The 24,236-nt window shown below is 55.3% G+C and carries 21 protein-coding genes and 1 other RNA gene; 21 read left to right on the forward strand and 1 reads right to left on the reverse strand.

Annotated elements, in window-relative coordinates:
* Nucleotides 1-33 precede the first annotated feature (33 nt).
* The 14 genes from OGM59_01255 (at nt 34) to OGM59_01320 (ending at nt 14,610) form a co-directional block, all read left to right on the forward strand.
* Nucleotides 34-1,413, forward strand: a complete 1,380-nt coding sequence (locus OGM59_01255; protein ID UYI91124.1) for a citrate synthase — start codon at nt 34-36, stop codon at nt 1,411-1,413.
* 25 nt (nt 1,414-1,438) lie between these two features.
* Complete coding sequence (locus OGM59_01260; protein ID UYI91125.1) at nt 1,439-2,275, forward strand: hypothetical protein; 837 nt, start codon at nt 1,439-1,441, stop codon at nt 2,273-2,275.
* A gap of 10 nt (nt 2,276-2,285) precedes the next feature.
* Nucleotides 2,286-3,215, forward strand: a complete 930-nt coding sequence (locus tag OGM59_01265) for an AEC family transporter (GenBank protein ID UYI91126.1) — start codon at nt 2,286-2,288, stop codon at nt 3,213-3,215.
* A 132-nt stretch (nt 3,216-3,347) separates the two neighbouring features.
* Nucleotides 3,348-3,671, forward strand: a complete 324-nt coding sequence (locus OGM59_01270) for a cyclic-di-AMP receptor (GenBank protein UYI91127.1) — start codon at nt 3,348-3,350, stop codon at nt 3,669-3,671.
* Between the two features lie 8 nt (nt 3,672-3,679).
* On the forward strand, nt 3,680-4,663 hold the full coding sequence (locus tag OGM59_01275; protein ID UYI91128.1) for an ATP-binding protein: 984 nt from the start codon (nt 3,680-3,682) through the stop codon (nt 4,661-4,663).
* An 11-nt stretch (nt 4,664-4,674) separates the two neighbouring features.
* Nucleotides 4,675-5,544 carry a stage 0 sporulation family protein gene (locus OGM59_01280; protein ID UYI91129.1) on the forward strand — a complete coding sequence of 290 codons (870 nt, stop codon included), beginning with the start codon at nt 4,675-4,677 and terminating at the stop codon, nt 5,542-5,544.
* A gap of 86 nt (nt 5,545-5,630) precedes the next feature.
* The gene (locus OGM59_01285; GenBank protein ID UYI91130.1) at nt 5,631-5,801 is read left to right on the forward strand and encodes a 4Fe-4S binding protein; all 171 of its coding nucleotides are present in this window, start codon (nt 5,631-5,633) and stop codon (nt 5,799-5,801) included.
* Nucleotides 5,802-5,958: 157 nt separating this feature from the next.
* The gene (locus tag OGM59_01290; GenBank protein ID UYI91131.1) at nt 5,959-6,687 is read left to right on the forward strand and encodes a methyltransferase; all 729 of its coding nucleotides are present in this window, start codon (nt 5,959-5,961) and stop codon (nt 6,685-6,687) included.
* Nucleotides 6,684-7,505, forward strand: a complete 822-nt coding sequence (gene rsmI, locus OGM59_01295) for a 16S rRNA (cytidine(1402)-2'-O)-methyltransferase (protein ID UYI91132.1) — start codon at nt 6,684-6,686, stop codon at nt 7,503-7,505. The genes OGM59_01290 and rsmI overlap by 4 nt, the downstream gene beginning before the upstream one ends.
* Nucleotides 7,502-8,371 (forward strand): radical SAM protein, encoded by an 870-nt coding sequence (locus tag OGM59_01300; GenBank protein ID UYI91133.1) that lies wholly within the window; start codon nt 7,502-7,504, stop codon nt 8,369-8,371. Before rsmI ends, OGM59_01300 begins: the two co-directional genes overlap by 4 nt.
* Nucleotides 8,372-8,426: 55 nt before the next feature.
* Nucleotides 8,427-8,861, forward strand: coding sequence for a large conductance mechanosensitive channel protein MscL (gene mscL / locus OGM59_01305; protein ID UYI91134.1), 435 nt, complete (start codon nt 8,427-8,429; stop codon nt 8,859-8,861).
* A gap of 81 nt (nt 8,862-8,942) precedes the next feature.
* On the forward strand, nt 8,943-9,881 hold the full coding sequence (locus OGM59_01310) for a lysophospholipase (GenBank protein UYI91135.1): 939 nt from the start codon (nt 8,943-8,945) through the stop codon (nt 9,879-9,881).
* Nucleotides 9,882-10,002: 121 nt separating this feature from the next.
* Entirely contained in the window at nt 10,003-13,047 is a 3,045-nt protein-coding gene (locus tag OGM59_01315; GenBank protein UYI91136.1) for a fibronectin type III domain-containing protein, read from the forward strand.
* Nucleotides 13,048-13,110: 63 nt separating this feature from the next.
* Entirely contained in the window at nt 13,111-14,610 is a 1,500-nt protein-coding gene (locus OGM59_01320) for a GH25 family lysozyme (GenBank protein UYI91137.1), read from the forward strand.
* A gap of 326 nt (nt 14,611-14,936) precedes the next feature.
* On the opposite strand, the gene OGM59_01325 is transcribed toward OGM59_01320, so the two are convergent.
* The gene (locus OGM59_01325; GenBank protein UYI91138.1) at nt 14,937-16,331 is read right to left on the reverse strand and encodes an LCP family protein; all 1,395 of its coding nucleotides are present in this window, start codon (nt 16,329-16,331) and stop codon (nt 14,937-14,939) included.
* A gap of 130 nt (nt 16,332-16,461) precedes the next feature.
* On the opposite strand from OGM59_01325, the gene rnpB reads away from it, so the two are divergent.
* The 7 genes from rnpB to OGM59_01360 all read left to right on the forward strand — a co-directional run bounded on the left by rnpB (nt 16,462) and on the right by OGM59_01360 (nt 24,234).
* An RNA gene (gene rnpB, locus OGM59_01330) (RNase P RNA component class A) lies at nt 16,462-16,793 on the forward strand.
* A 29-nt stretch (nt 16,794-16,822) separates the two neighbouring features.
* Nucleotides 16,823-17,665: a class II aldolase gene (locus tag OGM59_01335; GenBank protein ID UYI91139.1), complete on the forward strand. Its 843-nt coding sequence runs from the start codon at nt 16,823-16,825 to the stop codon at nt 17,663-17,665.
* A gap of 37 nt (nt 17,666-17,702) precedes the next feature.
* Nucleotides 17,703-18,719, forward strand: coding sequence for a 5-dehydro-2-deoxygluconokinase (iolC, locus tag OGM59_01340; GenBank protein ID UYI91140.1), 1,017 nt, complete (start codon nt 17,703-17,705; stop codon nt 18,717-18,719).
* 85 nt (nt 18,720-18,804) lie between these two features.
* The gene (locus OGM59_01345) at nt 18,805-21,465 is read left to right on the forward strand and encodes a cation-translocating P-type ATPase (protein ID UYI91141.1); all 2,661 of its coding nucleotides are present in this window, start codon (nt 18,805-18,807) and stop codon (nt 21,463-21,465) included.
* A gap of 106 nt (nt 21,466-21,571) precedes the next feature.
* Nucleotides 21,572-22,930 carry a 23S rRNA (uracil(1939)-C(5))-methyltransferase RlmD gene (gene rlmD, locus OGM59_01350; protein ID UYI91142.1) on the forward strand — a complete coding sequence of 453 codons (1,359 nt, stop codon included), beginning with the start codon at nt 21,572-21,574 and terminating at the stop codon, nt 22,928-22,930.
* Between the two features lie 84 nt (nt 22,931-23,014).
* On the forward strand, nt 23,015-23,872 hold the full coding sequence (locus tag OGM59_01355) for a GIY-YIG nuclease family protein (protein ID UYI91143.1): 858 nt from the start codon (nt 23,015-23,017) through the stop codon (nt 23,870-23,872).
* A gap of 98 nt (nt 23,873-23,970) precedes the next feature.
* Nucleotides 23,971-24,234 (forward strand): PqqD family protein, encoded by a 264-nt coding sequence (locus tag OGM59_01360; protein UYI91144.1) that lies wholly within the window; start codon nt 23,971-23,973, stop codon nt 24,232-24,234.
* Nucleotides 24,235-24,236: the final 2 nt, after the last annotated feature.

The following is a 24,236-nucleotide window of genomic DNA, read 5'->3' on the forward strand; positions in this document are numbered from 1 at the left end:
TGTTCTAAATGTATGTTTGAAAGGAGCGATTTTGTGGCTTCCAATTATATTTCGCCCATCTCCATGGATGCACTGTCCAATTTGTGCCAGGAGCTGGGGAAGAATAACTATATCAATGCCCACGATTTTGAACGCTATCAGGTAAAGCGGGGCCTGCGCAACAGCGACGGCACCGGCGTGATGGCCGGATTGACCCGTATCTGCTCGGTAGAGGGCTACTATATTCTGGACGGCGAGCGGATTCCTACGGACGGCAAGTTGTCTTACCGTGGTTATGACATTCGTGATTTGGTGGACAACTGCATTGCCGAGGACCGCTTTGGCTATGAGGAAGTAGTGTGGCTGCTGCTGTTTGGCAATCTGCCCACTGCCAATCAGCTGTATTCTCTCCGCGAGGTGCTGTCCGAGTGCCGGGCACTGCCGGACGAGTTTGTGGAAGATGTGATTATGAAGCATGCTTCCAAGGATATTATGAACAAGATGGCGCGCTGCATTTTGTCCCTTTACTCTTTTGATGAGAACCCGGACGATACCTCCATTCCCAATGTGCTGCGTCAGTCCTTGCAGCTGATCGCTCAGACCCCGACCATTATGAACAGCGCCTATCAGATCAAGCGCCGTACATTCTACAACAAGACCATGTTCCTGCACCCGATTAACAAGGAGCAGACCATGGCGGAGTATATCTTAAATCAGCTGCGGGTGGACAAGACTTTTACCCGCGAAGAGGCCAAACTGCTGGACATTTGCTTAATGCTTCATGCGGACCACGGCGGCGGTAACAACTCTACCTTCTCTACCCGTGTGCTTACCTCCAGCGGTACGGATACGTATTCGGCCATTACGGCGGGCTTCGGCTCCCTGAAAGGTCCTCGCCATGGCGGCGCCAACATTCGGGTGACGCACATGATGGAGGACATTATTGCCCATGTGGCAGACCCCACCAAGCCGGAGCAGGTGAAAGATTACCTGGTTAAAATCCTGAATAAAGAAGCCGGTGACGGCTCCGGTTTGATCTACGGTATGGGTCACGCAGTCTATACCAAATCAGATCCCCGCGCGGTGATCTTAAAATCCAATGCCCGCAAGCTGGCTTATGAGGCCGGATTTGAAAAAGAGTTTAAAACCTTGGAGAATGTGGAGATGCTGACCCCGGAGGTATTTGCCGAGGTAAAGGGCGACAACAAGGTGATGTGCGCCAATGTAGATCTGTACTCCGGTTTGGTTTACAAGGTGCTGAAGATCCCGGAGGATCTGTTTACCCCGCTGTTTGCCACCGCCCGTATTGCCGGTTGGTGCGCCCATCGGCTGGAGGAACTGATTTCCGGCGGCCGAATTATGCGTCCGGCATACAAGAGCGTGTCCCACGCCAGAACGTACATTGCCCCGGCGGACCGAGAGGTTCAGGGCTGATTTTGAACGAAAGAGGAGCGAAAAAGTGCGTACCAGACCCCAACTGATCCCTTGGATTCTGACTTTTGCGATCACCGGGGCGGCGGTGGTATTGCGCTTTGTTCAGCTCCTCCTTTTTACGGACAGCAGTACCGGGCGGGTCACGGCTGCCGGTGCGCCGTTGACTTATGGGCTGTATGCTTTGCTGCTGTGTGCCGGTGTGTGTTGCACTGTGTGTGCCCTGCACCAAAGCCATACGGCAGTGGCGGTGGCTGCAAACGGCGGCAGCCGCAGGCTGACCGTTGTGTCCTATCTGGTGTCTGTGGCGTTCTTTTTTGATTTTATTTACCGCTGCTTTTTGTGCTACGACTTGGCGGACGATGCGGTTTATTTACAGTGGAATGACCTGGTCAGCGAAGGGCTGACGGCATTGTTTGCTTTACTCAGCTGCTCCTACTATTTTGTTGTAGGGCGCAGCTATGGGGGCGGACGGTATGATTTTCGCGCGTTCCGCTTCTTTCACTTTGTGCCGGCGCTGTGGGGGCTTTGCCGTTTGCTAACCATTTTAGCTAAGATGGTTAGTGTGCTGGTAGATACCCAGACAGTGTGCGAGGTGCTGTTTTTGGTGGCGCTGCTGCTGTTTCTCTTATCCTTTGCAACGGCGGTGGTTACCTCCCGCCATGCAGGGCGTGCGGTGGTGTTCTTTGGTTTGCTGGTGTTTGTGTGCGGCTGTGTGCTGGCATTGCCCGGACTGTCCGTATGGTTTACCGGACACCGGGGTCTGTTGAACGGCAGCATGTATTTCGGCCCGGCGGATTTATTGCTGGGTGTGTTCGCCTTGGCTTTTGTGCAGGATCTGCGCCGTCGCAGCGCAGCGGATTAGGAGCGTGCCTTTGTTTTTTGCAACCTTAAAGACCGTGGCCGGTCAGGTACTGATGCTGTACCTGATCTCTCTGATCGGCTTTGTGACGGATAAATTGGGCGTGTTTCGTCAGGCGGACGCCAAGCGGGTGATCGACCTGCTGTTTAATATCGTGCTGCCCATTGCCATTATTTATACATTTATGACCATGGCGTACACCCCGGACCATGTGCGGGGTATTCTTTTGGCGTTTGTGTGCGCCTTTGCCACCCACCTGGTGGGCGGCGTGCTGGGACAGCTGTGCTTTCGCCACCGCAGTCCCATGGAGCGGGGCGTGTACCGCTACGGTATGCTGTTCTCCAACGCCAGCTTTTTGGCGCTGCCTTTGGCTCTGGCGGTGATTGGCTCGGAGGGCGTGTTTTACTGCTCCGTTTATGTGGCTGTTTTTAATGTGGTGGCCTTTACCTATGGCATTTATGAGATCAGCGGCCATACCGCCAAGATCGACCTGCGCCGGTTGGTGCTGAATCCCGGCTCCATGGCGGTGCTCATCGGGCTGCCGCTGTTCTTTTTGCAGCCCAGGCTGCCCCAGGTGATCCTGCGGCCCATGGAGATGGTGGGCAACTGTAATTCGCCCCTGGCCATGATGATTTTCGGCACCTTTCTTGCCAATGCGGACTGGAAGCGTATGTTCGCCAAAAAGGAGCTGTACTTTTGCTCCCTGATGCGTTTGGCAGTGATCCCCCTGTGTATGGTGGGGCTGTTTTACCTGTGCGGTGTGCGGGGTGATTTGCTGATTGCTATGGTCATCTCCGCCTCTGCTCCCACGGCCACCAATACGGCTATGTATGCGGCCAAGTACGACAATGACGCCGCCTTGGGCAGCGAGTTGGCCGCCCAGTCCTCACTGTTTTCCGTTGTTACCATGCCGGTGGTGGTGGCGCTGGCAGCGGTGATTTAACCCCCAAAAAGGTGAAATTTGTCTAAATAAGTACAAATTGTAAATTTTATTTGAAGTGATAATACAGATAGTTGTAAAGTTGTGAATCAAGGCGTATAATAGGAAGCATTAACGGAAAGGATGGATGTTTATATGAAGCTGGTTATGGCTGTAATTTCCAATAAAGATGTTTCCAAAGTTTTGGATGCGATTACGAAGGAGGGCTTTGCCTCCACCCGTATCTCCACCACCGGTCAGTTCTTGGCCGATGGGCACACCACGCTGTTTATCGGCACGGAGGATCACAAGGTGGAGCAGCTGTTCGATGTGCTGGGCAAGCATGTGACCAAGCGGGTGGTGCGCCAAGCGGGCGTGGCCAGCACGCTGGAAGGCTCGTTGCTGCGCCAGCCGGTGGATGTGGAGGAATACGGCGCTGTGGCGTTTGTGATCAATGTGGACGAGTTCCGCAAATTGTAAAGGCAAGTATGGAATTTAAGCACTTTCTCGGGAATGAAAAAATCAAGGCGCAGCTGTCTGCATTGGTAGACGGCGGCCGCCTGCCCCACGCCGTAGTGCTGGAGGGGGAGAGCGGTCTGGGTAAGCGCACGCTGGCCGGTGAACTGGCTGCGGCATTGGTGTGCCGGGGCGAGCACCGCCCTTGCGACAGCTGCCCCCAGTGCCACAAGGCCCGTGCCGGGGTGCACCCGGATATTTTGGTCTATGCCCCGGAGGGGGGCGCCCGTTCGTTTCACAAAAAGACGGTGGATCAAATTGTGGGCGATGTGTATATGACCCCCAACGAGGCGGATTATAAGATCTACATATTGGTTAACGCCCATTTGATGAGCGTGCAGGCCCAGAATGCCATTTTGAAAGTGCTGGAGGAACCGCCGGCTTATGTGCGGTTCATTTTAACGGTGGAGAACAAGAGCGCTCTGCTGCCCACGGTGCTGTCCCGCAGTGTGGTGTTTCGGTTGGAGGGCGTGCCGGTAGAGATCGGTGCGGATTATATTTTGCAGCGGCAGCCGGAGGCGGACCCGGATCGGGTGCGCCAGGCGTTGCAGCTGTGGAACGGCAACATCGGAAAGGCCATGGAGAGCCTGGAGGACGGCGAGGCCGCCAAGTACAGCGCCTTGTCCGCAGAACTGTGCCGAGCGCTGGTGGCGGAGAATGAGTATGCGCTCATTTGCGCCTGTGCACCCCTGCAAAAGGACAGGCAGGCGGTACTGAATATCTGCGGGGTGCTGCGGGATCTGTTTCGGGACGCATTGGTGCTGGACAGCGGCGCCGATTTGCTTTCCGGCAGCGATGAAATTCCCCGGCTGCTTGGATCCAAATGTACAAGAAAACAACTGCTGCAACTGGTATCTGTGGCTGAGGACACATATCAGCGGGCGCTGCAAAATGCCAATAACGCCCTGCTGATCACAAAATTTTGCGCCGATTTGCGCCAGGCGATCGGCCGCTAGGAGGATAGATTATGACAAAAGTGGTAGGCGTTCGGTTTAAGGACACCGGCAAAACATATTATTTTGACCCAAAGGGGTTGGAGATTAAGAAAGGCGACCTGGTGGTGGTAGAGACCGCCCGGGGTATGGAATGCGGCGTGGCCCAGTATGCGCCCAAAGAGGTGGCGGAGAATGAGGTCACTGCGCCCCTCAAGCCGGTGCTGCGTATTGCCACCGCCAGAGACAAGCAAATTCTGGAAGAAAATAAAGAAAAAGAGAAGCGCGCCTACGAGGTGTGCCTGCAAAAGATCGAGAAACATAAGCTGGATATGAACCTGACCGAGGTGGAATACGCCTTTGACGGGTCCAAGATTCTGTTTTATTTTACCGCGGACGGCCGTGTGGACTTTAGAGAGCTGGTCAAGGATCTGGCCTCCACTTTCCATACCCGTATTGAGCTGCGCCAGATCGGCGTGCGAGACGAGGCTAAGATGCTGGGCGGTCTGGGCGTGTGCGGGCGGCCGTTTTGCTGCTCCACCTTCCTGAATGACTTCCACTCCGTGTCTATCAAAATGGCCAAGGAGCAGGGACTGAGCCTGTCCCCCTCTAAGATCAGCGGCACTTGCGGGCGGCTGATGTGCTGCCTGAAATATGAGCAGAACTCTTATGAATACCTGGCAAAGATCACTCCCCGCCGCGGCACCGTGGTGGACTGCAGAGAGGGCCGAGGCACGGTGGTAGACGCTGCGCTGCTCACCGGCAAGCTGAAAGTGCAGTTGGATAATGCGCCGGAGGGCGCACCGGTGATCGTCAATCGGGAAGAAGTGCGCGTGGTGCGTGCGCCCCGTCGCGGCGGCAAAAATGAGAAAAAAGCGGACAAGCCCGCCCAGGCGGAGAAGTAAGGCAAGACTAATTTTTTAGAATTCACTTGCATTTTCAAATCAATGCTGTTATATTTAGGTTGAGAAACATACAGGAGGTGTTTATCATGGCATATCAGATTTCTGATGATTGTATTTCCTGCGGTGCTTGCGCAGCAGAGTGTCCGGTTTCCGCCATCTCCGAGGGTGACGGCAAATTTGTAATTGACGCTGACGTTTGCATTGAGTGCGGTGCGTGCGAGGCAACCTGCCCCGTGGGTGCGCCTGCCCAGGCATAAGCGGATTTTGTAGATTTTTCTGCTTTTGTACAAACAAAAAGGAACACGCCGAGAGCTTTGGCTTTGGGCGTGTCTTTTTTTGTCCGCTTGCCAAAGCGGGGCGGTAGGTATATAATAAGCGCAAAGACCCGGGCACGGCCCGGTAGTGGGAGAGCCTATGAACGAGACGGTTATGCCTTTGGCAGAGCACATGCAAATCGTGGTCAGTGACCGCCACACCTTTGGTACGGACGCCGTGGTGTTGGCGGATTTTGCCCGTATTCGCCGCCGGGATCGGGCGCTGGATTTGGGTACAGGTTGTGGAATTATTCCTCTGCTTTGGCTGCGAGATGCCCGGCAAAGTCCGGTGGCGTGCCTGGATATTCAGGACCGGGCGGTACGGCAGGTGCAGCAATCCATTGCGCTGGATCATTTGGAAGAGCGGCTAACCGTGCAGCAGGCAGATCTGCGAGACCATCGGCAGCTGTACCCGGCGGGCAGCTTTACTCTGGTGAGTATGAACCCGCCGTACAAGCCGGTGGACACGGGCATTTTGTCTCCGGAGCCGTGGGATCAAATTGCCCGGCACGAGGTGTGCTGCACCTTGGAGGACGCCTGTGCGGCAGCGGGCTATCTGTTGCAGTTCGGCGGGCGGTTTTGCATTTGCCATCGGCCGGAACGGCTGGCGGATATTGTAACGGCTATGCGTGCCCATGATTTGGAGCCTAAGCGGCTGCGGCTGGTGCAGCACCGGGGGGGAGAGGCACCCTTTTTACTGCTGATGGAGGGGCGCAAGGGCGCCAAGCCGTACTTAACGGCAGAGCCTACGCTGATTTTGGAAAGTCCGGCGGGCCAGGCGGAAATGGGAAGAATATACGGCGCATATTTTGAAGGAGGCGCAAAGTGAGCGGTACTTTATATGTGGTGGGCACGCCCATCGGGAATTTAAGCGACTGGTCGCCCCGGGCGGTTGACACCCTGGGGACTGTGGATTTTATTGCAGCAGAGGACACCCGGGTGACCTTAAAGCTGCTGAATCATTTTGGTATCAAAAAAGAGATGGTCAGCTATTATGAGCACAACCGTCGAGAGCGGGGCGAGATCATCACTGCCCGCATTGCGGCGGGGGAGGACTGCGCCATTGTAACGGACGCGGGTATGCCTGCCATTTCGGACCCGGGGCAGGATCTGGTACACCTGTGCCACTTGCAGGGGATCCCGGTGGTGTCCGTGCCCGGACCGGTGGCTTTTGCCACAGCGCTGGCGGTGTCCGGTATGGAGAGCGGGCGCTTTACCTTTGAGGGCTTTTTGTCCGTCAATAAAAAATCCCGCCGGGACCACCTGGAGGAGCTCAAGGACGAGAAGCGCACCATGATTTTTTATGAGGCGCCCCATAAGTTTATCAACACCATTGGGGATCTGCACCGGGTGCTGGGTGACCGGGAGATTGCCATTGTGCGGGAACTGACCAAGGTGCATGAGCAGGTGGTACGTACCACCTTGGCACAGGCGGAGAAAGACTATACGGAAAATAAGATCAAAGGGGAGATCGTGCTGATCGTGGCCGGCAAAAAGGCAGAGCCAACGGACGCCATCACCTTTGACCAGGCGGTGGAACAGGCCCGTGCGCTGGTGGAGAAAGGCGCTTCCGTCAACGCTGCCGCCAAGGAGATTGCCGCGGTAACCCCGTACAAAAAAGGCGATCTCTATAAGGCACTGCTGTGAGTGGGTGTAATGCCTGCCCCCGCCGGTGCGGTGTTGACCGTACCGCGGCCGTGGGTGCCTGTGGTGTGGGCGCTGCCTTTCGGGTGGCGCGTATGGCGCTGCACGCCTGGGAGGAGCCGTGTATCAGCGGCAAATCCGGCAGCGGAGCAATCTTCTTTTCCGGCTGTCCGCTGAAGTGCGTGTTTTGTCAGAATATGGAGATCAGCCGGGGCTGCAAGGGCGTGGACCTAACCGAGGACCAGCTGATCGCCGGTATGCAGCGGCTGATTGACGCCGGGGCGCAGAATATCAATTTGGTCAGCCCCACCCAGTACGCACCGGCCTTGGCGCGGCTGCTGCGCCGATGGAAGCCCCCGGTGCCGGTGGTGTACAACACCGGCGGCTATGAGCGATTAGAGACCCTGCGGCAGCTGGAGGGTCTGATCGATATTTATTTGCCGGATTTTAAGTACACCCGCCCGGCTAAGGCGGCGGCTTACAGCGCTGCGCCGGACTATGTGGAGCGGGTGGGCCCGGCGCTGCTGGAAATGCGCCGCCAGGTGCAGGACCGGTGGGACGGGGATAAAATGCTGTCCGGTATGATCGTGCGCCATTTGATTTTGCCGGGCAATACCAATTCGGCCATTGAGGCGCTGAACTGGCTGCACAGCCATTTGCCGGGTACCTATGTGTCCCTGATGGCCCAGTACACCCCTATGCCGGGGCTGGAGCGCTACCCGGAGCTGACGCGCGCCATCACCCGCCGGGAGTACGACAAGGTGGTGGATCATGCTCTGGCACTGGGTATGGATCATGTGTTTTTGCAGCAGCGCAGCGCGGTAGGTAAAGATTTTATTCCGGCATTTGATTTTACCGGCATTGTGTGATAGAATACAGTTAGGCGCTGTGCGCCGAAAAGTGTAAAAACGAGGGAATGTACAAGTGAAGAAATTTTTTCAGGAGTTTAAGGAATTCATTTCCCGCGGCAATGTGATGGACCTGGCCGTCGGCGTGATCATCGGTTCCGCTTTTACCGGCGTGGTTACCGCTTTGACGGACTCGATCATCAAACCGCTGCTTAACTGTATCGGCGGAGCGGAGATCCAGGGCAAGATTCATCTGCTGGGAGATAATTATTTGGACTACGGCGCGTTTTTGTCCGCTGTGGTGAATTTCCTGATTATGGCGCTGATCATCTTTTGTATGGTCAAGGGGCTGAATAAGCTGTCAGACGCAGTGAAGCACGCCACCCATGAGAAAGAGGCCCAGGCGGCGCCTACCACCAAGGTCTGCCCCTACTGCAAGAGCGAGATTGACATTGCTGCCACTCGCTGTCCCCACTGCACCTCGGTGCTGGAGGACGAAAAGGCAGAGTAACGACAGCGAAAACTGAATATGTAGCGACAATAATTTTACATAGAATCAGCAGGCATTGCCTGCGTTAAGGGGGATTTTTCTATGAAAACGAAAGCGTATACTTATCCCAGCGCCAGCGCGCTGGCCACCATCCATGCCTGGCAGTGGTATCCGGAGGACGGCAATGTGAAGGCCGTGCTGCTGCTCCACCACGGTATGGCTGAGCACTGCGGCCGCTACGGCGACTTTTTGCAGGCCTTTGCGGATATGGGTTATGCGGTCTTTATGCACGATATGCTGGGCCACGGTCAGTCCTGCGAAACGCCGGAGGACAGGGGGTTCTTTGGCGATAAGGACGGGTACAATGCTCTGCTGCAAGATGTGCGGCGGCTGTATGACATTGCCCGGGGCGAATATCCGGACAAGAAGCTGGTTATTGCCGGCCATTCGATGGGCAGCTTTATTATGCGGTGCTTTACCGCCCGCTACCCGGATCTGGACTATGCGGCGGCCATTTATGTGGGCACCGGCGGGCCGAATCCGCTGGCAAATATTAGCGTGGCGGTGACCAATGTACTGGGCGCCGTTAAGGGTAAGCGCTACCGCTCCAAGTGGCTGGAGAATACCGGCTTTAAGGGCTATAACGATCATTTTGAGGGTCGCACTTCTGTGGACTGGCTCAGTCGAGATACCGCGTCGGTGGATGATTATGTTGCAGACGACGCCTGCGGTTTTACCTTTACTGTGGCCGCCTACGGCGATCTGGGACGGCTGATGTTGGAGTGCGGCAGCAAGGACTGGTACGCCCGCGTACCAAAGGATCTGCCGATTCTCTTTGTGTCCGGCCAGGAGGATCCGGTGAGCAATTACGGCGCCGGTATTCGGGCGGTCAGCGACCGGCTGAAGGCCACCGGCCACACCCGGGTGCAGGTTCTTTTGTATCCCGGTGCCCGGCACGAGATCCTGCGAGAGACCAACAGCCCGGAGGTGTACCGGGATATAGATGCCTTTATTACCAAATCGGTTTTGCAGGCGAAATAAACACTGAAAAACAGCCGAGGACTTGTATTTTGCAGGTCCTCGGCTTTCTCTTGCCTTTTTTGCCACGATCGGGTATAATCAAATTGGAATAGAGGCTTTTGTTTTATCAGGAGGTATGGGTATGAAAAGAATGCGTTTGCTGTCTCTTTTGCTGGCGCTGGTGCTGGTGTGCACCGCTATGCCGGTTACGGCTGCGGCTGCCGATGGACTGGCAAATGCTACCGTTTGTACGACCCATACAGTGCATACCGAGGGGCAGAGCGCAGAGGACTGTACCGGCCTGGCTCCGTACCTGGCTCCGGACGGTACCGCTTGGGCGGCGGTGGGGGACGATACCACGAAGGTCAAGACCTGGCACTGCTTCCAGCAGGATATAGATGCGGCGCTGACAGACGCGCTGCACCGTATGCTCCGGCGAGAGACTGCTTTTACCCTGTATATTGCGGTGGAAAAAAGCGATTACGACCCTACCACCGGCAATCTTCGGACGGCATTGTATGAGCGGCTGCGAAGCAACGCCCTGGCAGAGAAAGTGGGCACCATTGAGGGCGGCGATTTTTTGGACGCCCAGATCCAGGACTTCCGGCAAGATGATTTGAAAATCTCTTGGCTCAATGTGGAGGGCTATGACGACTGGAACGGCCCGGTGGCCTTTTATGAGGTGCACTGCACCCTCAAATATTGCGACACGGTACAGCAAATGGAGATTCTGCGCCAAGCAGCGAAAAAGTGGAACCAACTGTTTGTTACCGACAATCCCACCATCGCGGCGGAGCAGGATACAAACCGCCGCCAGTACCTGATCATCAAGACCATTTATGACTTTTTGGCGGAGAATACGGTGTACAACACCGCTGCCTATGAGAATTTTATGAATCATCAAGTGACCGACTGGTACGCCCACACCGCCTACGCAGCGTTCTTCGGCCTTACAGGGCAGGGGGCTGCGGATTTGGACAGCACCGGCTACGATTGGTCCGTGCGGCAAAAAAACAGCCTGACGGTGATCGGCACCACCGGCCAGGGCAAGGCCGTGTGCGAGGGCTATGCGGCACTGTTTTACTATCTGTGCCGTTTGAACGGCATTGCCTGCAACACGGTGATGGGCAGCAAAATGGTACGCAATGAGATCACCGGGGAACTACAAAAGGATATGCACGCCTGGAACTTTGTGTATTTGGATGACGGCACCGGCAGCGGCTACCAATGGTATCAGGTGGACGCCACCTTTGCCGCCTCCAACAACCTGCGGTTCCCGGGTTTTATCAATTATTACTATTTCCTTTGTGGGTCGAAAAATGCATACTTCACTTTGGAAAACGATCATCAGCAGTTGGACGATACCAAATCGTACCCGTTACTGTCTGGGACGGACTACCGCTTTGCCTCTACCGGCGAGGATCTGTCTGATTTTGACGGACAGGGCTATATGGTGCTGATGCGTCGCGGTGCCGAAGGTCAAATACGGGATTCTATTCTGATTCAACGGGCGGCGGACGGCAGCTGTGCCTATTTTAAGGCGCAGACGGACGGCAACGGTACGGTGCTGACGGACGAGAACGGACAAGCCAAGGTGATCCCTCTGCCGGACGGCACCGGGCTGGATTATGTCGGCGAGGAAGGCGAATTCTCTCTGCTGATTCCGGGCTATGTGTTTGGTCGAGAGTACACCACCGTGTATGAGACCGGCGACGATCGTTACGCGCCGGGACAGCACACCATTATTGCCACGGACGGTACTGCACAGCTTTCTTGCTCCTTTTACCTCAACAAGATTGATGTAACCAAGGAAAAGAACCAGATCGAACTGCACAATCTGGATAAAAACGGTGCCATTACTTATAATGTTTGCCCCATTCAGGTGGATGTGCATGTGGTGGATGGCTACGGCCATACTGCGGTGCGGGATAAGGACTACACCGTATTGTTCCTCGATGAGAATGGCAAAAAGGTGGATACCCTGTCCGAGCCCGGCAAGTACACCATCGAGTTGGATTTTTCTATCAGCGACCGTTATACCGGCAAGTTGGAGGGGAACAGTACCAACCGGCTGCGGTTTGAAATTGCCAAGCTGCCCATGAACCGGGCAGGCTTTGGCGATGTGCAGGCGCCGTACTCCGGCAAGAGCATTGCAGATGTGATGTCTGCCATGACCTTTGTTGGCACCACCACAGACGGCAAGCCTTACAAAAAGGTGTTCAAAGAGGGCGAGGACTACGCTCTCACATACAGCGGCTCCACGGTGCATGCCGGCAGCGGCACCTATACCGTGACGGCACTGGAAGGATCCAAGTACCTGACCGGCAGCGCGACCTATACTTATACCATCGCCCCGGCGTCTATTGCCGGGTACGGCGGGTCGGATGTTTGCGCGCCGGTGACCTATAACGGCAGTGCCCAGCGCCCCGGTACCGCTTGGTTTGACAGTCAAAGCGGTTTAAAGTCCGGTCGGGACTATACGGTGGTCCGTTACAGTGCCAATACCAATGCAGGTACCGCCAATGTGACGGTGCAGGGCAAGGGCAATTATACCGGTACGGCTGTGCTGCACTTTAAGATCCATCAAAAATCCCTGAATGACAGGGATGTGTCTGTTCGGTGTACCCCTACCGCGAAGGGCGCCACGATCAAGGCAACCTATAAGGGCAAGACCTTGCGGCAGAACAAGGATTACACCGTGTCCATTGCCACCAGAGATACCACCCGCACGGTAACGGTGCAGGGCAAGGGCAACTTTAACAGCACGCGGCAATTTAAGATCCATGTGCATGCCTATAAGTGCACCGCCAAAAAAGCGGCCACCTACTTTGCCACCGGATATAAGAAATATAAGTGCACCGCTTGCGGCGCCAAAAAGACGGAAAAGCTGGCACAGCTGAAACCGGCGATCGCATCGCTGAAAAGCAGCCAAAAAGGCCGGCTGACCGTAAAGTGGAAGAAGGGCAGTGGCATTAGCGGTTACCAGATCAGCTATTCCACTTCGTCCAAGTTTACCAAATCCACCACCAAGTCGGTAACGATAACCAAGGCGGGCACCACCGCCAAAACGCTGACTAAATTGAAGAGTAAAAAGAAATATTATGTGCGTATTCGGGTGTATAAAAAGCAAAAGGGCGGCAAGCTGTACGGCGCCTGGTCCCCGGTAAAAAGTACCAAAGTGCGGTAATTTGACTTTGTTTTCTCTTTATGTTATAATGAGGCCGAATAAACAACCCAAACGAGGTGTGATATGAAACAAAAATGTAAATCTCTGTTTTGCGCTCTGTTGTGCCTGGTGCTGATGTGCGCTACCGTGTTCCCGGTATGGGCAGCCACTACGGTGCCGGCGTTTGGCACCGATGTGTCTCAGCATAACGGAAAAGGTGTGGATTACACCGCATGGAAGAAGGCGGGTAAGACCTTTACCATGATCCGTATGAGCTACGGCAACGACCACCTGGATCCGCAGTTTTGGGATAATGTGAACGCGGCGGAGGCAGCGGGCGTGCCCTTTGGCGTGTACCATTACAGCTATGCGTTCAATACCAAGGAGGCCACGATTGAGGCCAATTATGTTAAGAGCGTGTTGGCTCAGATGAAGGGCAAGTACAAGTATTTTGTGCTGCCGGTGGCTTATGACCTGGAGGATCAGCTGATCCTGGACAACAGCAACAAAAAGACCATTATTCAGCACGCCATTACTTTTTGCGACGCCATTCGCGCAGCGGGCTACACCCCGATGGTTTACGCCAACCTGAATTGGTTTGCCAATTATTTGAATGTGCAGACGCTGCATAGCAAGGGCTATAAGCTGTGGTACGCCAACTGGCGGCCAAAAACCACTGATTTTTCCGCCCCGGTGCAGATTGGCAAAACCGGCGTGTATGCGGATATTTGGCAGTATGCCGAGGGTGATATGGCCGCCGGCGTGCCGGATTATAATGTGTTGTGGGATTTTAAAGCGCTGGCTAAGGATTATACAGACGGCGGCAGTTATACCCAAACCGCCTATAAGGCGGCCACTTGTAAACAGCTGGGCAGTATGACTTATACTTCTACCGGCGGCAATGTACTGTCTTTGACCTTGCCGTACGGTGCCCATCGGTATGCGCGAGTTGGCAACAGCTTAACCAAGGCCACCACCACGAAGGACGGCAAACGGGTGTATACTTATCGCTGTTCCGTGTGCGGTAAGCGGTATACCAAGACAGCGCAGACCTACTACAAGGTCAGCAATATTAAGCTGAGCAAAACCGCCTATACCTATAACGGTAAGGTGCAGCGCCCCGGCGTGACTGTAAAAAACAGCAAGGGCAAGGCCCTGAAGAATGGTACGGATTACAAAATCAGCTATCCCAAGGGCATGAAGAATGTGGGCAAATACACCGTGAAAGTGACCCTTAAGGGCAATTACAGCGGCAGTAAGTCCATGACTTATAACATCAATCCCAAGGGCACCAGCGTGTCTAAGGTGAAAGCTGCCAAGAAAGGCTTTAAGGTCACTTGGAAAAAGCAGGCGACGCAAACTACCGGCTACCAGGTGCAGTACAGCACCAGCAGTAAGTTTAAGAAAGCCAAGACGGTGACGATCAGCAAGAATAAGACCACTTCTAAGACTGTCGGTAAGCTGTCTGCCAAGAAGAAGTATTATGTGCGGGTACGCACCTATAAAACCGTCAAGGTGAACGGCAAAAATGTAAAACTCTACTCCGGGTGGAGTAAGGCCAAAAGCGTGACCACCAAGAAGTAATACATTCTTGTCATTGCTGCCCGCCAATCCCTCCGTCAACGCCTTGCGGCGTTGCCACCTCCCTTTACACAAGGGAGGCTGATTATACACAATACGGCTCCCCTTGTTTTTATCAAGGGGAGCTGTCGCATTTATGCGACTGAGGGGATAAAAGCAGGCAGATACGATCCGCCCCTACCAAACAATAAAAAACGCCCTCTGTTTCTTAAGTGAAACAAAGGGCGTTTCCTATTTACCGGTGCATTATTACAAAAGGTCGTCGTACCAAAAGCGATGGTCGTTGGTATTATAAAGGCCGATGACCGTGGTGTCCTTGCACGCAGCAGTCAGTTCTTGGCTGCTGCGGCTTCTTCTTTGTCCAGCTGTTCGGAGGTCTTGTTGTAGATAAAGTCGATCAGCTGCTTTTTATTCTCCTCTTTATTGATGGCGATGACGGAGTTGCCGTTGATGGTGTCATACCACCAAGTGTCCGGGAAAGGTACCCGGGCCTGGTGGGTGCTGGTGGCGCAGCTGCCGGCCTTGGCCACAAAGCTGCACAGTTCGCTTTTGGTCATATCCGTCTCAATATACGGGGCGGCGTTGCTGGCCATTTTATACAGGGTAAAGGGGTTGGAGGACTTCATTTTCTTAATAATGGCGTTCATCACCGTGCGCTGGCGCTTGGTGCGCACAAAGTCCGTGTCGATCTTGCGAATGCGGCAGTAGGCCAGGGCCTGCTTGCCGGTCAGGTTGTGCTTGCCGGCCTCTAACTTCACATTGCCGTAGCGCTTGGGGTGGCCGGTGACCTCCTTGGCCTCCGCCTTGGTCACCTTCACTTCTACGCCGCCGATGGCGTCCACCAGTACCTGGAACATCTCAAAGTCCGCGACCACATAGTTGTCGATCTTTACGCCGAAGTTGTATTCAATGGTGTCTACCACGCCGCTGTAACCGCCGTACTGGCAGGCGGCGTTCAGCCGTTGGCTCATATCCTTGCAGGGGATATACACCCAGGTGTCTCGCAAAAAGGAGGTCATCTTAATGGTGTGGTGCACAGAGTCCACGGAAATCAGCATCATGGTGTCACTGCGGGAGGCGCTGGCCTTGTCTTTGGGTCTGGCGTCTACGCCCAGCAGCAGCACATTCTTTACCCGCGGGTCGCTCTTTAGATTCGATGCTGTCACATATTCATTTTCTTTGTGCGCATTATAGGTGATCTTGCCCAGCACGCCGGTGGCGCAGCCCACAAGAATGAAAATCAGCGCCAGCAGCACGCAAAAGATACTTAGCCCCACTTTTGCCTTTTTGCTGCCCTTGCCTTTTTTTGGCGGCTTGCCGTGCTTGTCGGTGGGGGTATGGCTGCGGCCCATGGTGCGGGGATCACGGCTTGTCCGCTCCCGGTGGTGGGCACGCGTGGGCGTAGGCGTGTTGCTCCGGTCCGTATAAAAATCGGCCGGGCGCTCGCTCTCAAACCGGCGGGGCGGCGCCGGTGGCTCTATGTAACCGTTTGGGTCATAGTCGTTATTTTGGTTGTACGGTGCCGAGGGGGCGTAGGGGTCCCGATAGTCGCAAGGGTTGATCCCGCTTTCGTCCTGCCGGTCGATCACATCCCGCTGCCGACGGTTAAAATCCAGGTCCACTTCCGGGTCCAAATGCCGGTCTTCCTCCGGCACCGTGCGGTCCAGGGCGTCGTTCTCCCGCCGACGGCGGGGGTCAAAGCCTTCCTGTTCAAATCTGGGCATTCCGATTACCTGCCTTTCTTTGCTCCATAGTATTACAAAAAGAACAGAAATGCAAGACCTGTTCTGTAAATTCTTGCCCTGCAGAAAAACAGTTGACATTCCCCGGTGCTATGGATTAAAATGGAGAAGATGAGCCGGGCAGGCAGTTGCGCGCAGGTTACTGCGTGAGGAAAGTCCGAGCAGCACAGAGCAGGATAACGGCTAACGGCCGCCGGGGGCGACCCTAGGGAAAGTGCAACAGAAATAAACCGCCGCTTTTGCGGTAAGGATGGAAAGGCGAGGTAAGAGCTCACCGAGGGGGTGGAGACATTCCCTGCCATGTAAACCCTATCCGCTGCAACATCGACTGAAGGGTTGTTTGCTCGACACAAAACTTCGAAGGATGGCTGGAGCGCACGGGCAACCGTGCGTCGAGATAGATAATTGCCCAAGACAGAACTCGGCTTACGCCCGACTCATCGCATTTTTGAATTTGTATTTGAGGTGTGCCTATGCTGGTGAATATGCGTGATCTGCTGGCGGATGCCCGTGTCGGCGGCTATGCCGTTGGTTCCTTCTCCGTTGCCAATATGGAGATGGTGCTGGGTGTGCTGCAAGCGGCAGAGGAACTGCGCGCCCCGGTGATCCTCCAGATTGCGGAGGTGCGGCTGCGCCAGTCGCCGCTGGAGCTGATCGGTCCCTTGATGGTGGCCGCTGCCCGGCAGGCAAGCGTGCCGGTGGCGGTGCACTTTGACCACGGCAAAACGGAGAAGAAGATCGGCCAGGCGCTGGAACTGGGGTTTACCTCCGTGATGTTTGACGGCTCTCATCTGCCGCTGAATGAGAATATAGCGGAGACCTGCCGTATTATAGAGATGGCGCGCCCTTACGGTGCTGCCGTGGAGGCGGAGATCGGCTGTGTAGGCGGTTCGGAGGATGGCTCTGAGGAGATCGCTATGCATTGCACGGACCCGGCGGACGCGGTGCGCTTTGAGCAGGAAACCGGGGTGGACGCTCTGGCCATTGCCATCGGTAACGCCCACGGCAATTATAAGGCCACGCCCAAGCTGCGGTTTGATATTTTGGCGCAGGTGGCCGAGGATACCCACACGCCCTTGGTGCTCCACGGCGGCACCGGCATTTCGCCGGAGGATTTCCGCCGCTGTGCGCAGACAGGGATCCAAAAGATCAACATTGCCACGGCCACTTTTGACAGCGTGGAGCAGACGGTGCGGGGCGCTTACGACGCCGGTGCTATCGGCGGTTACTACGATCTGCAAGGGGCAGAGGTGCAGGGGGCGTATAAGAACGCCCACCGCCACATTTTGATTTTCGGCACAGACGGCAAGGCATAAACCTGTCGCCTGCGCATAAATTTATGGAGAGGGAACTATGAAGTACATTGAATTTGACAGAACCAAACCGCTGGATTTTATCCCCATCGGCCGCATTGCCATTGATTTTAACCCCACGGATATGTATAAGCCGCTGTCCCAGTCGTCTAACTTTAACAAGTATGTAGGCGGCTCTCCGGCCAATATTGCCGTAGGCCTGGCCCGGCTGGGCTGCAAGGTGGGCTTTTGCGGCTGTGTGTCTGCCGACCAGTTTGGGGACTATGTGGTGGAGTATTTCCAAAATGAGGGAATCGACACCTCCCATGTGACCCGAGCCAAGAACGGCGAGTGCATTGGTCTGACTTTTACGGAAATTCTGTCTAAAGAGCAGTCCTCCATCTTAATGTATCGGGATAATGTGGCAGATTTTTGCCTGGCGCCGGAGGATATTGACGAGGCGTATATTGCTTCTGCTAAGGCCATTGTGATCAGCGGTACGGCGCTGGCCAAGTCTCCGTCCAGAGAGGCCTGCTTAAAGGCCATGATGCTGGCCCAGAAAAACAATGTGCGCATTATCTTTGACATCGACTATCGGGCGTACACCTGGCAGTCCAAGGACGAGATTGCTGTGTATTACAGCTTAGTGGCTCGCGGTGCGGATATTATTATGGGCTCTCGTGAGGAATTTGATCTGATGGAGGGCATTGTGGGCGTAAAAGGCTCCGACCCGGAGAGCGCCCGCTACTGGCAGTCCTTTGGTGCGACGATTTGCGTCATTAAGCACGGCAAAGACGGTTCCACCGCCTACACCAACGACGGCAATTATTACTCCATTAAGCCCTTCCCGGCGGTGGTGCTCAAGGGCTTTGGCGGCGGCGACGGCTACGGTTCCGCTTTTCTGTACAGCCTGCTGCAAGGCAAAGAGATGATCGAGTGCCTGGAGTTCGGCTCCGCCTCGGCCTCTATGCTCATTTCCGCCCACAGTTGCTCGGACGCTATGCCCACCGCAGAGGCAGTGGCGGCCTTTATTAAGAAAAGCAAGGAAGAATACGGCGAAATGGTGGCTCGCGCCTGACGAACCGCCACCCGGAATAAAAAACAGACTCGTATGTAGTGATCCTATATACGGGTCTTTTTATTTTCAAATGGGAGGTTCTGCAATGCAGGCATACAGATGGACGGCAGAGCGGGTGCTGCGGGAGCTGAACAGCGCCCCCGGCGGGCTGAGCCGCAAACAGGCGGCTGCCCGGCTGGCAAAACATGGCGAAAACCGGCTGGCGCGGAAAAAGGGAGACAGCCTGTGGCGGCGGTTTATGCTGCAATTATCCGACCCGATGATCCTGGTGCTGCTGGCAGCGGCCGCCGTGTCTGCGGTGCTGTGTGTAGTGCACCGGGAATTCCCGGCGGATGTGCTGATCATTATGACTGTGGTGACGGTGAATGCCGTCTTAGGTGTGGTGCAGGAGAGCAAGGCGGAAAAGGCCATTGCCGCATTGCAGGAGATGACCCCGGCCACCTCTCGGGTGCTGCGGGGCGGGGCAGAGTGTACCGTGCCCAGCCGCACTCTGGTGCCCGGCGATGTGGTGCTGCTGTCTGCCGGTGACCGTATTCCCGCAGACTGCCGGGTGCTGGAGAGCATTGGCCTGCGGGTGGAGGAATCCGCCCTTACCGGCGAGTCCCAGCCGGTGGAAAAATCCGCGGCCCCTTTGCCGGACGATGGGCAGGCGCTGCCACCCTCCGCTTGCAGCAATTTGGTATTTATGGGTGCCAATGTGGTGTACGGCCGCGGGCGTGCTGTGGTGATTGCCACCGGTATGGACACGCAAATGGGACGCATTGCCCACGCCCTGAACACCGCCGGACAGAACGCCACGCCTCTGCAAAAGAAATTGACCCAGCTGTCTAAAATTTTGTCCCTGCTGGTGCTGGCCATCTGTGCCGGGATCTTTGCGTTAGATGTAGGGCGCAGCTTACTGGCAGGCGGGCTGACCTTTAGCGGCGCGCTGTCCACCTTTATGGTGGCGGTGTCCCTGGCGGTGGCTGCCATTCCGGAGGGACTGGCAGCGGTGGTGACTATTGTGCTGTCCATCGGCGTGACCAAAATGAGCCGCCGCCACGCAGTGATCCGGCGACTGACGGCGGTGGAGACCCTGGGCTGTACGCAGGTGATCTGCTCGGACAAAACCGGCACGCTGACTCAAAATAAAATGACCGTTACCGCCCGCACCGGTGTGCCGCCGGAGCAGCTCATGACCGCTATGGCGCTGTGTTCGGACGCCCACCGGGCCGGGGACCGCATGGAGGGTGAACCCACAGAGGTGGCGCTGGTGCAGGACGCGGCAGACCTGGGGTTGGAAAAGGCGGCGCTGGAGCGGCAGTACCCCCGGGTGGGGGAACTGCCCTTTGACTCTGCCCGCAAGATGATGACGACGCTCCACCGCACCCCGGAAGGCGTGGTACAGTACACCAAGGGTGCGCCGGATGTGGTACTGAAGCGGTGCACCCACACCTGGCAGCAGGGGAGGGTGGTTCCCTTGACTGCGGATCTGCGCCGCCGGATCCTGGACGAAAATCGGCGTATGGCAGACCGGGCGCTACGGGTGCTTTGCGCTGCAACCAGGCAGTACCCGTCCCTGCCGTCTGCCCGGTCGCCGGAGGCACTGGAACAGGGGCTTTGCTACCTGGGGCTGGTGGGTATGATGGATCCGGTGCGCCCGGAGGCGGTGGAGGCCATTGCCGCTTGTCGCCAAGCGGGCATTCGTCCGGTGATGATCACCGGCGATCATCGGGATACTGCCGCGGCCACTGCTCGGCAGCTGGGGATCTTGGAGCCGGAGGGGGAAGTGCTCACCGGCGCCCAGCTGAGCCAAATGGACGATCGGGCATTGGACGATGCCGTTGCCCGGTGCAGTGTGTTTGCCCGTGTGCAGCCGAAGCATAAGGTGCGCATTGTAGAAGCCTTTCATCGGCAGGGGGCTGTGACTGCCATGACCGGCGACGGGGTTAACGACGCCCCGGCCATTCAGGCGGCGGATATTGGCGTAGGCATGGGCATGACCGGCACGGATGTGACCAAGAACGTGGCGGATATGGTACTGACGGACGACAATTTTGCCACCATTGTGGCGGCCGTGGAGGAGGGCCGCCGGGTGTATGACAATATCCGCAAGTCTATTCAGTTTTTGCTGTCCTCTAACTTGGCAGAGGTGCTCACCATTTTGGTGGCCACTCTGCTGGGCTTTACCATTTTGGAGCCGGTACACCTTCTGTGGATCAATTTGATCACCGATTGCTTCCCGGCGCTGGCACTGGGTATGGAGCGGGGCGAGCCGGAGATCATGCGCCGTCGCCCTCGAGATCCAAAGGACGGCATTTTTGCAGGGGGTATGGGCTTCGATGTGGCCTGGCAGGGACTGCTGGTAACGGCGGTGACCCTGCTGGCCTACTTCAGCGGTCTGCTGCTTACCTGCCCGGTACAAATGGACTGGGCGGCACTGGTACGTATTACGGACCCGCTGGCCCATAAAACCGGCATGACCATGGCGTTTTTTACCCTGTCTATGGCGGAGATCTTCCATAGCTTTAATATGCGCTCGCGCCGGGCCAGTTTGTTCTCTATGGGGCAAAACGGCTATTTGTGGGGTGCCATGTTGCTGTCTTTGGTGCTGTCCACGGTGGTGCTGTATGTGCCGGCGTTGGCTGCGGCCTTTGATTTTGTTCCTCTGTCCGGTACAGCCTACGGTGCGTCGATGGCGCTGGCCCTGGCAGTGATTCCGGTGGTGGAGTTGGTCAAGGCAGTGCAGCGGGCCGTCCATCGTTAAATCTGCAAATAAAGTGCGGCAGGCAAGGAAATTTGCCCGCCGCCTTTTTCATTTTAACACTTCCTTTTCCTGTGGTTTTATGCTATGATAAAGGACGGTGATTTGGGTGCAACTCAAAAAGAATGACGAGATTCAACTGAATATAACCGCCCTGACTTCCGAGGGCAGCGCCATCGGGCGCAAGGACGGCGTGCCGATTTTTGTGCGCGGCGGCGTGCCCGGTGATGTGGTTACGGCGCATATCATTAAAGCCAAAAAGAACTATGCTGTTGCCCGGCTGCAGCAGGTGCTGGAGCCATCGCCTCATCGGGTGGAGAGTGACTGCCCGGTGTCCGCCCAGTGCGGCGGCTGTGCCTTTCGCACGGTGGATTACGCGGAGGAACTGCGCTTTAAGCAGCAGCGGATCGACGATGCTTTTCAGCGGATCGGCCACCTGGATTTGCAGGTGGAGGGCGTGTTGGCAGCGCCCGATACCGTGCGCTATCGCAATAAAGCCCAGTACCCGGTGCAGCTGCAAGACGGCCGACCGGCAGCCGGTTTTTATGCCTATAAAAGCCACCGTGTGGTGCCTACCGGAGATTGCCTGCTCCAGTGTACGGATTTTTCCGCCGGTGTGGCGGCTTGCCTGCAATGGGCGGAAGAACATCAAATTTCCGTATATAATGAGGAGACCGGCACCGGCCTGCTGCGCCACTTGTATTTCCGCAAGGGCCAGGCTACCGGCCAGGTGCTGGCTTGTATTGTGATCAACGGCACGGATCTGCCCGGCGGGGACGCACTTTGCGCCGCCTTGCGTGCCGCTGTGCCCGGTTTGGTGGGCGTGGTGCTAAACAGCAACACCCGGCGTACCAATGTGATTTTGGGTGACCGGGATCGGCTGCTTTGGGGCAAGGGCGAACTGCTGGACAAGCTGTGCGGCAAAACCTTTGCCATCGGCCCCCATGCTTTTTATCAAGTCAATCACGACCAATGTGAACGCTTGTATGCGCTGGCAGGTGATTTTGCCGACTTGACCGGCGACCAGGTGCTGCTGGATCTGTACTGCGGCGTGGGCACCATCGGCCTGACTTTGGCGGATCGCTGCCGCCGGTTGATCGGCGTGGAGGTGGTTCCCCAGGCGGTGGAGAACGCCCGGGAGAATGCCCGGCGCAACGGTATTGAGAATGCAGAATTTTTGTGTGCGGACGCAGCCGGGGCGGCAACGCAGTTGGCATCCCAGGGCGTGCGCCCGGATGTGGCCATCGTAGACCCACCACGCAAGGGCTGCGCGCCGGAGGTGTTCGCCGCTATTGATAAAATGGGTATTGAGCGGTTGGTGTATGTGTCCTGCGACCCGGCAACTTTGGCACGGGACTTGGCGCTTTTGGCCGCCATGGGCTACACCGCCCGCCGCGCCTGCGGCGTGGACCTGTTCCCTCGCACCCCCCATGTGGAGACCGTGGTGCTGGTGGAAAAGAATGGATGATCAATAGCGTGTTTTATGGCACTATAATTTAACTTTTCAGCCTTTTTATACCGCATAATAATATTTTGATGGGAAGGTGTTTTAATGACCTATGGAAAGGTAATAGAGTTGTTTCTAGTTAATGGAACGGCAGACAGTTTGATTACGGCTGAGTTGTCAAATTGGAATGGAATGGCAGTTAAGATTCCGCGTGTTGAACTTTCTTCTTGCAATAATGACGATATTACTAAACCGGGCGTTTATTTCCTGTTTTGTAAAGAGGACGATGGATCGGATTCTGTGTATATTGGAGAAGCCGAGAATGTTCAAGAAAGACTTAAACAGCATGTTAGGGACTACCAATCCGATAAAGAAACATATTATTGGAATACTGCTGTTATTTTTGTGGGAAGAGACTTAAATAAAGCGATGATTAGATATCTTGAAAATCAATTTGTTCAGATTGCGAGAGAGAGCAAAAGGTATTTAGTGCTAACTAAAAACACTTATCAGAATACAGTTTTAAAAGACTCACAAAAAGCCGTGATGGAAGAGTTTATTGATAATGTCAAAACATTAATCAATGCACTCGGATATAAAGTGTTAGAGCCCTTGGTCCAGGCAGATTTATCAAGTCGTAAAATTGATGATGAGGTGCTCTATATTACAAGTGGTTCTGTAAACGCACGAGGTATGGTAACTTCTGAGGGCTTTGTGGTGCTATCCGGAACTACAGTGAATGAAACAACAGCACAATCGTTGAGCCCCGGAATGTTGAAATTGCGAAAAGATTTGCTTGATTCAACTAAGGTCGAAAATTTGACGACAATTGAGGACATTTTATTTTCAAGTTCGTCTGCTGCGGCTGATTTCGTTTTGGGTTACAGTGCAAGTGGACCTCGATCATGGAAAGCAAAAAATGGAAGAACTTTAAAGGAAATTGAAATTAGTTTGTCGAATTGAGATTATCAGTAAGAATTGCTAAGTTTGTAAGCTCGAAAGCAAGTCTATTTAGTGTGAATTTGATAAAAAGCAAATTGCTTGACGAAAGGACGAGGTAAATGAAACTGAAAGACGGTATGGTGCTGGGGCATGTGGATGGCGAGGATTTTGCCATTGCTACCGGCAAGGCCATGAAGCACTTTAACGGTGTGATTCACAACAATCCCACGGCGGCATTTTTGTTTGAGCTGCTCCAGACGGAGCAGACGGAGGACAGCCTGGTGGCGGCGCTCACGGAGAAATACGATGTAGACGCAGATACAGCTCGGGCGGATGTGCGTGAAATGCTGGATACCCTGCGGGCTGCCGGGGTGCTGGACTGAGT

The sequence above is a fragment of the Oscillospiraceae bacterium genome (assembly GCA_025757685.1).
GTDB lineage: Bacteria > Bacillota > Clostridia > Oscillospirales > Acutalibacteraceae > CAG-217.